Raw genomic sequence first — 12,580 nt, 5'->3', positions numbered from 1 at the left:
CGTCGCGCACACGCCCCCAAGTCCCCGTTGCGCCAGACCTCTTGACCGCCCTATTGGTCTGAACCATTCTGTGCCCAGGAGCGGTGGCCACCGTCTTGCTGCAGTTCTCCCCGTGTTCCCCCCTCGACACCGGAGACAGCCATGCCTCGTACGGCACATGCCCGCCACACCCGACACATCCGCCACACCCACCACACCCGCCCTGCCCGCCACAGACGCCTCCTCGCCGCGGCACTGACGGCCCTCGCCACCGCGGCGGCCACCCTCTCGGGTTCCGCCTCGGCCGCCGCCGCCGAGGTCAACGCCGCCAGGAACGCCGGCTACGAGTCCGGCCTGAGCAACTGGACCTGCTCGGCAGACAGCGGCAGCACCGTCGGCTCCCCCGTCCACAGCGGCACCGGCGCCCTCAAGGCAACTCCCACCACCTCCGACAACGCCACCTGCTCCCAGACCGTCGCCGTCAAGCCCGGCTCGGCCTACCGCCTCAGCGCATACGTCCAGGGCTCCTACGTCTACCTGGGCGCCTCCGGCACCGGCACCACGGACGTCTCCACCTGGACCCCGTCCGCCACCGACTGGCAGCAGCTCAGCACCTCCTTCACCACGGGCCCCACAACGACCTCCGTCACCGTCTACACCCATGGCTGGTACGGCCAACCCGCCTACCTCGCCGATGACTTCAGCGTGCTCGGACCCGACGGCGGGGGCGGCACCGACCCCGGACCGGAGGCCCCGGCCACCCCCGGCGGCCTCACCGCCCACGCGGTGACCCCGTCCTCCGTGACCCTGTCCTGGAACCAGGTCCCCGGCGCCACCGGCTACACCGTCTACCGCGACGGCACCCCATACGAAGCGGTGCACGGCACCTCGGCGACGGTCTTGGGCCTGTCCCCCGCCACCTCCTACCGCTTCCAGGTGTCGGCCACCAACGCCGCCGGAGAATCGGCCCGTTCGGCGCAGATCACGGCCACCACCGCCCCCTCGGGAAGCGGCGGCACCCCCGCCGTTCCGAAGCACGCGGTCACCGGCTACTGGCAGAACTTCAACAACGGCGCCACCGTCCAGAAGATCAGCGAAATCCCCGGCCAGTACGACATCATCGCGGTCGCCTTCGCCGACGCCACCACCACACCCGGCGCCGTCACCTTCACCCTCGACTCGGCCGGCCTGGGCGGCTACACCGTCGACCAGTTCAAGGCCGACATCAAGGCCAAGCAGGCGGCAGGGAAGTCGGTGGTCCTCTCCGTCGGCGGCGAGAAGGGCGCCGTCTCGGTCAACGACGCCACATCGGCGGCCACCTTCGCCGCCAGCCTCTACACCCTCATGCAGCAGTACGGCTTCGACGGCGTCGACATCGACCTCGAAAACGGCCTCAACCCCACCTACATGAGCCAGGCACTGCGCTCGCTCTCCCAGAAGGCGGGCGGCAACCTCGTCCTCACCATGGCTCCCCAGACCCTCGACATGCAGTCCACCTCGGGCGGCTACTTCCGGACCGCACTGAACGTCAAGGACATCCTCACCGTCGTCAACATGCAGTACTACAACAGCGGTTCCATGCTCGGCTGCGACGGCAAGGTCTACTCCCAGGGCACCGTCGACTTCCTCACCGCCCTGGCCTGCATCCAGCTCGAAGGCGGCCTCGACCCCTCGCAGGTGGGTCTGGGCCTGCCCGCCTCCACACGGGGCGCGGGCAGCGGCTATGTCGCCCCGTCCGTCGTCAACGCGGCCCTGGACTGCCTCACCCGGGGCACCTCCTGCGGCTCCTTCAAGCCCGCCCGGACCTACCCCGGCCTCCGCGGCGCCATGACCTGGTCGACCAACTGGGACGCGGCGAACGGCAACGCCTGGTCGAACGCGGTCGGCCCGCACGTTCACGGATTGCCGTAGTTCTTGCCGTAGCCCGTGGCGCAGTTCTTGCCGTAGTTCTTGCCGTAGCAGCGGAACTCGCACCACACGATCTTCCCCGGCACGCGCTCGCCGACGCCCCACGCGTCGGCGAGCGCGGACACCAACAGCAACCCCCGCCCGGACTCGCCCTCGTCCTCGTCACCGTCGTACGGCAGCGGCACGGGCAATCGCGGCTCCCCGGTACCGCTGTCGTGCACCTCGACCCGCAGCAGCCCGCCCTCGTCCAGCGACAGGCACAACCGGTACCCACGGCCGGGCGGCACGCCGTGCAGCAGGGCGTTGGTGGCCAGTTCGCTCACACACAGCAGGACATCGTCCGCGAGGTGGTCCAGGTCCCAGTCGGGGAGGGCGGTACGGGCGAACTGCCGCGCCCCCGAGACCGATCGGTGCTCGCGGCGGTAGAACGCGGTGCGGGCGCAGAGTTGTTCCTGCATCTCCTTTTGCATGGCGCCACTGTCACACTGCGTGACTATGCTGGACCACAGCGTCAGGTCGTACGGATTCGTTGTACGACATCTGGCGGTGTCACGCCGTCGCGGGGAGGGGAAGGCAGAGCGCATGCACCCGGCGAACAAACCGAAGCGGATCACTTCCTGGCATGTCATCGGCGCCCAGCTGAGTCACTTCCGGAAGGCCGCCCGCATGACCCAGCCCATGCTGGCCGAGCGGGTGGGAGTACACGAGGACACCATCGGCTCGGTCGAGCAGGGCCGCAGACCGCTGAAGCTCGACCTGGCCGAGACGATGGACGAAGTCCTGGGCACCAAGGGGGCGTTAGCGGTCGCGGTGGCGAAGGTGCCGGAGCGGGAGAAGCTGCCCGCCTTCGTCCAGGACCTGGTGGAACACGAGGAGGAGGCACTGACGCTGCTGTCGTACCAGAACCAGGTGGTGCCTGGGCTGTTGCAGACCGAGCCGTACGCACGGGCAACCTTCGCCTCCCTCTACCCGCCTCTGGAGCACGACCAGGTCGAGGAATGGGTCTCCGGACGCATCAGCCGACAGAAGCTGCTGGAGCGCGAGAAGCCTCGGCCCATGCTCAACTTCATCCTGGAAGAGGTCGCACTCCACCGGCCGATCGGCGGCCCGGAGATCCTGCGTGCCCAGCTCCGCCATCTTCGGTCGTGCGCCGAACTCCCTTTTCTGGGGCTCCAGATCATGCCGACAGCCCGATGCCCCCATGCTTCCTTGGACGGTCCTTTGGTCCTGCTGGAGACACCCGAACACGAGCATTTCGCCTACATCGAAGCGCAACGGATCAGCTTCCTCGTCGATGATCCGGACGAGGTCAGTGGTTACCAACAGAAATATGGGATGCTGCGATCGCAGGCCCTCACACCAGAGGAGACGAAGAGCCTGCTGGACGACTTGCTAGGAGAGCCATGACCAGCACAGCAGCCCAGCACGTCTCTCACGGTCTTAGCTGGTTCAAGTCCAGCTACAGCGCCAGCGCCGGCGGCAACTGCATCGAAGTCGCCTACGACTGGCACAAGTCCAGCTACAGCGGCAGCGAGGGCGGCGACTGCGTCGAGGTCGCCACCTGCCCCCACGCCATTCACGTCCGCGACTCCAAGAACCCGGACGGTCCGGCGCTCACGTTGAGCGCCCCCGCCTGGGCCGCCTTCATCGCCAACGTCTCCGTCTGACCGGCGCAGGGGCCGGGACCGGGGCGGGGACGGAGGCGGCGATGCAGCAGCGTCAGCTGGGTACGCACGGGCCGAGCGTCTTTGCGCTCGGCCTCGGCTGTATGGGGATGTCCACGTCGTACGGCGTTCCGGACGACGCGGAGTCCGTGCGCACCCTGGACCGCGCCGCCGAGCTCGGTGTCACCCTCCTCGACACCGCGGACGCCTACGGGCGGGGCGCCAACGAGGAGTTCCTTGGCCGGTGGCTGCGCGGCCGTACGGCGAGGCAGCGGGACGGACTGGTCGTCGCGACCAAGTTCGGGCTGCGGCACGACGCCGCCACCGGGCGGGTGAACGAGGTCGACAGCTCCGCCGCCTGGGTGCGCGAGGCCTGCCACGCCTCGCTGCGCCGGCTCGGTACGGACCGTATCGACCTCTACTACCTGCACCGCCGCGACCCGGCCGTCCCCATCGAGGAAACGGTCGGGGCGATGGCCGACCTCGTCGCCGCCGGCGCCGTACGCCATCTCGGCCTCAGCGAGGTGAGTCCGCAGACGCTGCGCCGGGCGCACGCCGTCCACCCCATCAGCGCCGTACAACTGGAGTACTCCCTCTTCACCCGCGAGGTCGTGGAGGGCGAGATGCTGGCGACCTGCCGGGAACTCGGCATCGGCGTCGTCGCCTACTCACCGCTCGGGCGCGGCATGCTGACGGGTGCGCTGGCGTCCCGCGACGAGCTCACCGCCGAGGATGCCCGGCGCCGTTGGCCCCGGTTCTCCGAGGCGAACATCGACCGCAATCTGCGCCTGGTCCAGGCCGTTCGCACGGTCGCCCAGGCCCTCGGCTGCACCCCGGCACAGGCCGTCCTCGCCTGGCTGCTCGCCCAGGGTGAGGACATCGTCCCGATCCCCGGCACCAAGCGCCGGGCGTATCTGGAGGAGAACGCCGCGGCGGCCGGTACCGCGCTGACCCCGGAACAGGCGGCCCGGCTGCGGGCAGCCGTGCCCGACGGCGCGGTGGCCGGGGAACGCTACCCGCTCGCCGCCCTGGAGCGACTGGGCCACTGAACCGGGAAGCGGCCGGGCGGGCCCGGCCGCGCCCGTCACACCTAGTCGGCCCGCTTGACGCAGGTCTGGTCATCTTTCGGCAGCTTGCCGGTGGCCAGGTACCGGTTGACCTTGCCGTCCACGCAGGCGCTGCCGTATCTGCCGTAGATCCCGTGCCGGTTCGCGCCCTTGAGGGTGATCAGCTGAGAGCTCGGCAGCAGGCCGTGCAGCGCGAGACTGTTCCTGTACGTGGCGCGCGGGTCGCCGGTGGCGGCCACGATCAGCGCCGGTGCGTCGTGGCGCACCTGGGTGGGCTTCTCGCGCGGCCGGTCCCAGAAGGCGCACGGTCCGATGTTGTTGGTCAGCGGGCCGAAGAGCGCGTGCTCGGCGCGGCTGCGCTCGATGTCCCGCCAGTAGCGCTCCGGGTCGCGGGGGGCCGGCTTGTCCCCGCAGATGATCGCGGTCTGCGCCCCGGCGGATTTCGCGTCCTCGCCGTTCAGCATGCTCCGCAGAGCCGCGGCGAACTGCGGAGACAGCCGGGTCGGCTGCCCGCTCACGGCCTTGGCCAGAACGGCCATGTGCTCGCCGAGGGCAGCTCGCTGCGCGTCGGTGTCGTCTGCGATCTCGGCAGTGATCAGGGACGGCACCTGGGTGTCGTCGAGGCGGAAGACGTCGGGGGCGGTGCCCACCGTCAGGCCGCGCGCGGACGCCGCGACGACGCTGCGGACCGTGGCGAGCACGTCGGCGCGGGTGCGGCCGAGGCCGTAGGTGACGTTGCGGCGCGCCGCCCAGGCGGCCCAGTCGGAGAGCGCCCGCTCGTTCTCGGGCTCGGCACCCTGAAGCAGCCGGGGGCCGTAGCCGTCCGGGGTGAGCGCCCCGTCCAGCACCGTCCGGTCGAAGCGGCCGGGGAACAGCTGGGTGTACACCGTGCCCAAGTACGTTCCGTAGGAGTAGCCGAGGTAGGAGATCTTCCGCTCGCCGAGCGCACCGCGGATGACGTCCATGTCGCGCGCCGTATTGCGGGTGCTGATGTGCGGCAGCACCGACGCGTTGGTGGCCCGGCACTTGTCGGCCAGGCCCTTCTGGAAGGCGACCTGGCGCTCGAAGCTCGCACGGCTGAGACCGGCCGAGAGGATGCTGGTGCCGACGGGCCAACCGCAGTCCAGCGGGGTGCTGCGTCCGACGAAGCGCGGGTCGAAGCCGATGATGTCGTAGCGCGGGCCGACCGCCTTCATCGCCTTGCGGGCGTCCGGCGGGGACTGGAGGGCAGGGCCGCCCGGGCCGCCGTTGTTGAGGAGCATCGAGCCGATGCGGTGGCGGGTGTCGGTGGCCTGGAGCCGGGATATCGCGACGGTGATCGTCCGGCCCCGGGGATCGGCGTAATCCAGCGGCACGGTCACCTCCGCGCACCGCACACCGGCCTTCTCCAGGCCATGGCCCATCGAGTCGTCAGGGCCCTGGACACAGCTGCCCCAGGCGAGGCGCTGCCGGTAGTAGCGGTCGAGCCCGGGCCCGGTGCCGTGTCCGGCGAGTGCCGCGGCGCGGTCGCGGTCCGCGACAGGGGGCACGGTGGCCGCGGACACGGCGGGGGAAGCGGCGAAGCAGGCAGCGAGGGCGACGCCCGCTGCCCAGGCGCGGCGCAGGGCCGGGCTGAGGGTGATCACGCGGGCTCCTCGGTCTGATGAGAGGTGCGGTCGCCCGCGCAGAAGGCGCTGTCGACGACGGCGCGGAAGTCGGCGGTTCCGTCGGCCAACGGCGTGCCGTTCGGCCGCTCCGGGCCCGGCTGTTCCCAGCCCTGCTGCTCCCGGCCCTCCTGCTCGGATCCCTGGCGCTCAGACCCCTGCCGCTCGGGGGCCGGGAAGTAACTGTGCGAGTGCGGGCCCCGCCCAAGGAGTCGGTGACCGCGCCGCAGGCCGCATCGCAGGCGGCTGACGGGGCCGGCCGGGCCACTGCGTTCGCCGCCGGGGCAACGAGCACCGGCACGGCCGAGGCCGCGGCCAACGCGGTCGCGCACCGCTCCGGCCGGCGCATACGCAAAGGGAAGTTTCTTCGCTTTGTTCGGTAAACATTTCACACCGTCAGACGCTAGAAGCGCCGGCGCCGGTGCTCACTGCGGCTGTCCCCCCAATCTCAGTAGGGCCAACTCCAGCAACGCTCACCCCGGATGCGGGGACGGCCCCGCCGCACCGCGGCACAACAAGATCATTCGGCAGGTGCCCCTAAGCCCCGTACACAGCAGCGACGTTGTTCCGCGGGGCAGGCCGGATCTTCGCCGCGGGTGCCACGGCGAAGGCGCGGAGCAGGTTCTCGGTGGTGCGGGTGACGAAGGCTCGTGTCCGGTCGTCCATGCCGTGGTCACGGCCGTCGTCGTGCGTTCCGGCCATCAGGGCCTCGACCCAGCGCATCGTTCCGGAGGAGAAGACTCCGGCGCCGCTCGGCACGGTGTAGTAGGCAGAGTCCGCGTGGCTGCGCCGGCCGTTGCAGACCAGCGGTGAGTGGGCGACGATCTCCAGCTGCTCCGGCGTGGGCGCCTGTGGGGTCACCCGGTCGTACTCCACCCCGACCAGGTGGTCGAAGGCATCGCCCCGCTTCGCGCCCGTCCCCGCGAAGAGCCAGTGGTCCGCGTTGTGCACGACATAGGGCGCATCCGTCGGGTAGCCCTCGTAGAAGACACCGGTGAGGGCGGACTCCGGGTCGGCGGCGGGTGGTTGGCGGAAGTCGTGGGTCGGCGGGGCCCGGTGCGGGCCGGCGAAGTGCGGATCGTCCCGGTAGGCGGTTTTGTAGCAGACCACCGTGCGCAGAGCACCGGACGCACCCGACCCCGAACCCTGCCCCTGCCCCGGACCGGGACCCGGACCCGGTTCCAGCCTGACCCGGCGGAAGCAGGCATTGGCCCCGAGGAAGGCCAGATTGGTGCCGGCGTCGCGGGCCCGGGTGACATGCTCCCGCTGTTGTGGGGTCCAGTACTCGTCGTGGCCGAGCGAGAGCGCCGCCGTGGCGCCCCGCAGCGCCGACGGGTCGTGGTGGACGTCCACCCCGGTGGTGTAGGCCAGCGGGAGGCCGAGCCGTTCCGCGAGGACCACCAGTGCGCGCTCGTAGACCAGGAACTTCCCGGCGCCGTTGGTGTCGTAGGGCCGGTCGAAGCTGACGGCCAGCGAGCGCGTGCCGTACCCGCCGTCCGCGCCCCGGTAGAGGCTGTAGCCGCCCCATGCGTTGTACGCCTGCCAGGTGGCCACCGCGTGCATCAGCACCGTCCGGCCTGTGGTGCGGGCCGAGCGGACGACCATCGGGACGTACCGCTGGTGCCCGTGCTCGGCATCCAGCCGGAGCAGATAGGCACCCGGCGGCCAACCGTCGGTGCGTACACGGAGGGTGCGCTCCCAGTCCGCTCGTACGCTGCGGGTCCCGGGCAGCAGCCTCGGGTGGCGCTGGCGCCGTCCGGCGACCCGGTCCGAGTGCCAGACCCGCCGGGCCTGGGCCCCTCGGTACCAGCCCACCCGGTAGGCCGCGACACGGAACCCGGGTGCTGTGGTCGAGACGTACAGTCCGAACTCCTCGCCGGGCAGGACGCTCACCTTGTCGGTGTAGCCCTGGACCGCATCGGGCGGACCGGCCGAGCGGATCCGCCAGTCCGGGTGTCCCGGCCGGTCCCGCTCCGCGGCCAGGTCCGGCTGGTCGCCACCCGTGGGGCCGGCACCGGGTCCCCCGCCTGACGTGGAGCCACAGCCGGCGGTCACTCCCACGGCGAGACCGGCGGCCCCCACGGCGGCGGCCCCGAGGAACCGTCTGCGGTCCAGGCCGCCTCCTGAGCCGCCCGCCCCGGCGGGTTCCCAGCCGGGTTCCGCGGCCCCGCCGTGTACCTCGGCGCCGTGTTCGGCGGCCCCGCTGTCGGGCCGGTCGCCATGCCGTGGGTCCTCGCCCATTTCGCTGCTCCCGTACGCACCCTTCCGCCGAGCTGTCAGGACGATCCTCCGGCGCTCCGCGCCACCGGACGACCCCAGCGGGCCCGAATGCGGGTACGGCGGCCCCGGCGCCACGGACCCGAGGGCGGGCGCAGCGCACCCCACCTGATCGTCTACAGTCGTGTAGACGAAAGCTGGGCGCCGCTCACCGGTACGCGTGAGCGGCTGAACGACGCCCGGGATCGAGCAGGTCGCGGACACGGCGCACCGCGCCGGGAGGGCGGACATGACGATGGCACAGCCGAACAGCGAGGCGCCAGCACGACCCGTGGGCGAGCGGCGGTCCGGCACCCCCGTGCCCGACGCCGGACACGGGCCGGGCTGGAGCAAGGTGCCGCAGGTCACGGCCGTGTTCTGGGGGGTGAAGGTGCTCACCACCGGCATGGGAGAGACGGCCTCGGACTACCTCGGCCGGACGCTCGGCCCGATACCGGCCGGCAGCCTGGGACTCGCCGGGCTGGTGGCCCTGCTCATCCTCCAGTTCCGGACCACCCGCTACCGGCCCTGGATCTACTGGTCCGCCATCGTCATGGTCAGCGTCTTCGGCACCATGGCCGCCGATGTCGTCCACGTCATCGCCGGCATCCCGTACACGGTCTCGGTCCTCACCTTCTCGGCCGGGCTGGCCGCGATCCTGACGGCCTGGTACGTGTCCGAGGGAACGCTCTCGATCCACAGCATCCGCACCCGCCGCCGCGAGGCGTTCTACTGGGCGACCGTGCTCGCCACCTTCGCCCTCGGCACCGCGGTCGGCGACCTCACGGCGGGCACCCTGCGCTGGGGGTACCTCCCCTCCGGCATCCTGTTCGCCGCCCTGATCGCGGTGCCCGCGCTGTCCGGACGCTTCCTCGGCCTCAACGCCGTCGCCGCCTTCTGGTGGGCGTACGTGCTGACCCGCCCGCTCGGGGCCTCCTTCGCCGACTGGATGGGCGTCTCCACCGCCCGCGGCGGCCTCGGGTGGGGAACGGGGCCGGTCACCCTGGCGCTCATCGTGCCCATCGTGCTCCTCGTGGCCTACCTGGCGATCAGCCATAAGGACACCCCGGCCGAGCGGCAGGCGACGGGCACCGCCTCCTGAAGGCGGGGTGGAGGGGGCGGCGGCACGCAAGGTGCCTGCCATCCGCCCCCCCAACCCGGCGGCCCGTCGGCCCGTCGGCCCGTCAGGACCCGAGCAACGCCGGTGCCAGCTCCCGCAGTTGGTCGAGCCCCAGACCCCGGTCCGCCGCCACGGGCTGCAGGGCCACATGGTCCGCTCCGGCCTCGTGGTGCTCGGCGACCCGCCGGCGGATGGCGTCCACGTCCCCCCACGCCACGATCGCGTCCACCAGCCGGTCGCTGCCGCCGCCGAGGAAGTCCTCGTCCCCGAAGCCGAGCCGTCGCAGATTGCCGGTGTAGTTCGGCAGCTGCAGATAGCGGCGCGTGTGGTGTTCACGGGCCAGCGAGCGGGCCGTCGCGGGGTCGGACTCCAGCAGCACGGCCTGTTCCGGCGCGAGCAGCGGGCCGGTGCCGAGGATGTCGCGAGCGCGGGCGGTGTGTTCGGGGGTGACGAAGTACGGGTGGGCGCCGTCCGTCCGGTCCCGCGCCAGCTCCAGCATCTTGGGGCCGAGCGCCGCCAGCACCCGGCCCGGCGCCGGATCGGCCGTCGGGCCGTCGTACGGGGCCTCGTCCATCGCGTCGAGATAGGCCCGCATCGCCGCGAGCGGCTTGGCGTAGCTGTGGCCGCGCGCATCCACCAGCGGGGCGTGGCTCGCCCCCAGCCCGAGCACGAAGCGTCCGTCGTACGCCTCGGCCAGGGTCCGGGCGGCGGCGTGCGCGGCGGACGCGTCCCTGACCCAGATGTTGGCGATGCCGGTGGCGACCGTGATCCGCTCGGTGGCGGCCAGCAGCAGACCGGCCAGGCTCACCGACTCGGAAGCCGGCGTCTCGCCGAACCACAGGGCGCCGTACCCCAGTTGCTCGATCTCGGCCGCCGCCCGGCGCGCGGCGGCGGCCGGCACCCCGCCGAGCCCGCCGTGCCAGACGCCGACCCGGCCGATCCTCGCGGCGAGAGATTCGTGCTGCACCGTTCCTCCAACTGGCCCAAGGGTGATGCCCCGTCCTCGGCCTCGGACTCGGCCTCGGACTGCGGAGGGGCCTCTCCTTGATCACAGCATGGCGGCAGGCTCCGGCATTCCCGGTCGGGCCGGGCCGATCGGGTGGGCGGTACGACGAAGCGGCCGTCCTCCCGGGAGTGTTTTCCCGGGAGGACGGCCGCTCAGCGCTGCCGGACGGGTGGGTCCGTCAGCCCTCGACGCCCAGCTTCTCCAGGATCAGTTCGCGCACCCGGGCCGCGTCCGCCTGGCCGCGGGTGGCCTTCATGACCGCGCCGACCAGGGCGCCGGCCGCGGCCACCTTGCCGCCGCGGATCTTGTCGGCGATGGCGGCGTTGGCGGCGATGGCCTCGTCGACGGCGGTGCCCAGGGCGCCCTCGTCGGAGACGACCTTCAGGCCGCGCTTCTCGACGACGGTGTCCGGGTCACCCTCGCCGGCCAGCACGCCCTCGATGGTCTGGCGGGCCAGCTTGTCGTTGAGCGAGCCGTCGGCCACCAGCGCGGTGACCCGGGCGACCTGCTCGGGGGTGATCGGCAGGGCGGCCAGGTCCACGCCGTCCTCGTTGGCGCGGCGGGCCAACTCGCCCATCCACCACTTACGGGCCGAGGCGGAGTCCGCGCCGGCGTCGACGGTGGCGGTGATCAGGTCGACCGCGCCCGCGTTGAGGATCGACTGCATGTCGTGCTCGGAGATGCCCCACTCCTCGCGCAGCCGGTTACGGCGCAGCCGTGGCAGCTCGGGCAGGCCCGCCCGCAGTTCCTCGACCCACTCGCGGGAGGGGGCCACCGGCACCAGGTCCGGCTCGGGGAAGTAGCGGTAGTCCTCGGCGTTGTCCTTGATGCGGCCGGCCGTGGTCGAGCCGTCCTCCTCGTGGAAGTGCCGGGTCTCCTGGACGATCGTGCCGCCGGAGGAGAGCACCGCGGCGTGCCGCTGGATCTCGAACCGGGCCGCACGCTCGACGGAGCGCAGGGAGTTGACGTTCTTGGTCTCCGAGCGGGTACCGAACGTCTCGGTGCCGTTGGGGCGCAGCGAGAGGTTCACGTCGCAGCGCATCTGACCCTGTTCCATCCGGGCCTCGGACACGCCCAGCGCCTTGATGAGTTCGCGCAGCTCGGCGACGTACGCCTTGGCGACCTCGGGGGCCCGCTCGCCCGCGCCCTCGATGGGCTTGGTGACGATCTCGATGAGCGGGATACCGGCGCGGTTGTAGTCCAGGAGGGAGTGCCGGGCGCCGTGGATACGGCCGGTGGCACCGCCGATGTGGGTGGACTTGCCGGTGTCCTCCTCCATGTGGGCGCGCTCGATGTGCACCCGGAAGATCTCCCCGTCCTCCAGCTGCACGTCGAGGTAGCCGTCGAAGGCGATCGGCTCGTCGTACTGGGAGGTCTGGAAGTTCTTCGGCATGTCCGGATAGAAGTAGTTCTTCCGGGCGAAGCGGCACCATTCGGCGATGGAGCAGTTCAGCGCCAGGCCGATCTTGATCGCGGACTCGACGCCGATCGCGTTGACGACCGGCAGCGAGCCGGGCAGGCCGAGACAGGTGGGGCAGGTCTGCGCATTGGCGTCCGCGCCCAGGGTGGTGGAACACCCGCAGAACATCTTGGTCTTGGTGCCGAGCTCGACATGGACCTCCAGGCCCATGACGGGGTCGTACGCCGCGAGGGCGTCCTCGTACGACACCAGGTCAGTGACAGTCACGGTGAAACTTTCCCTCTCAGCCCAGCAGGACGTCGTCGTCGCCCAGGCGCTTCAGTTCGCGGTAGAGGATCGCCAGGCCGGTGACGATCGCCGCGGCCGAGACGGCGGCGTCGATCAGGCGGAGCGTGTCGTTCTCCTGACGGGCCAGCTTGGCCTGCTTGGCGACGCTGAGGGCGCCGAAGGCGGTGCTGCCGATCGACAGGTACAGCCCGCCCTTGGACTTCTTGAAGTTCTTGGCCTTCTTGGTCAT

Annotated in this window: 11 protein-coding genes; 5 read left to right on the top strand and 6 right to left on the bottom strand. The window is 71.5% G+C overall.

The annotated features are described in order from the left end of the window. Positions 1–141: 141 nt before the first annotated feature. Positions 142–1,890 (top strand): chitinase, encoded by a 1,749-nt coding sequence (locus tag ABR737_RS31535; RefSeq protein WP_350254160.1) that lies wholly within the window; start codon positions 142–144, stop codon positions 1,888–1,890. Here the strand turns inward: ABR737_RS31535 and ABR737_RS31530 are convergent. After that, complete coding sequence (locus ABR737_RS31530) at positions 1,875–2,357, bottom strand: ATP-binding protein (RefSeq protein ID WP_350254159.1); 483 nt, start codon at positions 2,355–2,357, stop codon at positions 1,875–1,877. The two genes, ABR737_RS31535 and ABR737_RS31530, sit on opposite strands and share 16 nt — an antisense overlap. 112 nt (positions 2,358–2,469) lie before the next feature. Between ABR737_RS31530 and ABR737_RS31525 the strand changes: the two genes are divergently transcribed. The 3 genes from ABR737_RS31525 to ABR737_RS31515 are packed head-to-tail and all read left to right on the top strand — an operon-like array spanning position 2,470 to position 4,600. Beyond that, positions 2,470–3,294, top strand: a complete 825-nt coding sequence (locus ABR737_RS31525; protein WP_350254157.1) for a helix-turn-helix domain-containing protein — start codon at positions 2,470–2,472, stop codon at positions 3,292–3,294. Continuing rightward, a complete protein-coding gene (locus ABR737_RS31520) occupies positions 3,291–3,554 on the top strand; it encodes a DUF397 domain-containing protein (protein ID WP_350254156.1) in 264 nt (87 codons plus the stop codon). Before ABR737_RS31525 ends, ABR737_RS31520 begins: the two co-directional genes overlap by 4 nt. Positions 3,555–3,595: 41 nt before the next feature. Then, positions 3,596–4,600 (top strand): aldo/keto reductase, encoded by a 1,005-nt coding sequence (locus ABR737_RS31515; RefSeq protein WP_350254154.1) that lies wholly within the window; start codon positions 3,596–3,598, stop codon positions 4,598–4,600. 41 nt (positions 4,601–4,641) lie between these two features. On the opposite strand, the gene ABR737_RS31510 is transcribed toward ABR737_RS31515, so the two are convergent. Together ABR737_RS31510 and ABR737_RS31505 are read right to left on the bottom strand one after the other, a co-directional pair. Further along, a complete protein-coding gene (locus ABR737_RS31510; RefSeq protein ID WP_350254153.1) occupies positions 4,642–6,243 on the bottom strand; it encodes an alpha/beta fold hydrolase in 1,602 nt (533 codons plus the stop codon). A 555-nt stretch (positions 6,244–6,798) separates the two neighbouring features. After that, positions 6,799–8,502 carry a N,N-dimethylformamidase beta subunit family domain-containing protein gene (locus ABR737_RS31505; RefSeq protein ID WP_350254152.1) on the bottom strand — a complete coding sequence of 568 codons (1,704 nt, stop codon included), beginning with the start codon at positions 8,500–8,502 and terminating at the stop codon, positions 6,799–6,801. 265 nt (positions 8,503–8,767) lie between these two features. Here ABR737_RS31505 and ABR737_RS31500 point away from each other — a divergent pair, with 265 nt between their 5' ends. Then, positions 8,768–9,619, top strand: a complete 852-nt coding sequence (locus ABR737_RS31500; RefSeq protein ID WP_350254150.1) for a COG4705 family protein — start codon at positions 8,768–8,770, stop codon at positions 9,617–9,619. An 82-nt stretch (positions 9,620–9,701) separates the two neighbouring features. On the opposite strand, the gene ABR737_RS31495 is transcribed toward ABR737_RS31500, so the two are convergent. From ABR737_RS31495 to ABR737_RS31485, 3 genes are all read right to left on the bottom strand, one after another. After that, a complete protein-coding gene (locus ABR737_RS31495; RefSeq protein WP_350254149.1) occupies positions 9,702–10,604 on the bottom strand; it encodes an LLM class F420-dependent oxidoreductase in 903 nt (300 codons plus the stop codon). 217 nt (positions 10,605–10,821) lie between these two features. Next, positions 10,822–12,330: an Asp-tRNA(Asn)/Glu-tRNA(Gln) amidotransferase subunit GatB gene (gene gatB / locus ABR737_RS31490; RefSeq protein ID WP_350254147.1), complete on the bottom strand. Its 1,509-nt coding sequence runs from the start codon at positions 12,328–12,330 to the stop codon at positions 10,822–10,824. Between the two features lie 16 nt (positions 12,331–12,346). Continuing rightward, positions 12,347–12,580, bottom strand: a complete 234-nt coding sequence (locus ABR737_RS31485) for a hypothetical protein (protein ID WP_030087700.1) — start codon at positions 12,578–12,580, stop codon at positions 12,347–12,349.

The organism is Streptomyces sp. Edi2 (assembly GCF_040253635.1).
GTDB lineage: Bacteria > Actinomycetota > Actinomycetes > Streptomycetales > Streptomycetaceae > Streptomyces.
This window is presented reverse-complemented; position numbering and strand designations above follow the sequence as displayed.

Excerpts from the sequence above, each read along its gene's own strand:
- ABR737_RS31485 (WP_030087700.1), bottom strand. The coding sequence starts at position 12,580 with ATGACCAAGAAGGCCAAGAACTTCAAGAAGTCCAAGGGCGGGCTGTAC.
- ABR737_RS31520 (WP_350254156.1), top strand. The coding sequence starts at position 3,291 with ATGACCAGCACAGCAGCCCAGCACGTCTCTCACGGTCTTAGCTGGTTC.
- ABR737_RS31525 (WP_350254157.1), top strand. The coding sequence starts at position 2,470 with ATGCACCCGGCGAACAAACCGAAGCGGATCACTTCCTGGCATGTCATC.
- ABR737_RS31515 (WP_350254154.1), top strand. The coding sequence starts at position 3,596 with ATGCAGCAGCGTCAGCTGGGTACGCACGGGCCGAGCGTCTTTGCGCTC.
- ABR737_RS31505 (WP_350254152.1), bottom strand. The coding sequence starts at position 8,502 with ATGGGCGAGGACCCACGGCATGGCGACCGGCCCGACAGCGGGGCCGCC.
- ABR737_RS31530 (WP_350254159.1), bottom strand. The coding sequence starts at position 2,357 with ATGCAAAAGGAGATGCAGGAACAACTCTGCGCCCGCACCGCGTTCTAC.
- ABR737_RS31500 (WP_350254150.1), top strand. The coding sequence starts at position 8,768 with ATGACGATGGCACAGCCGAACAGCGAGGCGCCAGCACGACCCGTGGGC.
- ABR737_RS31535 (WP_350254160.1), top strand. The coding sequence starts at position 142 with ATGCCTCGTACGGCACATGCCCGCCACACCCGACACATCCGCCACACC.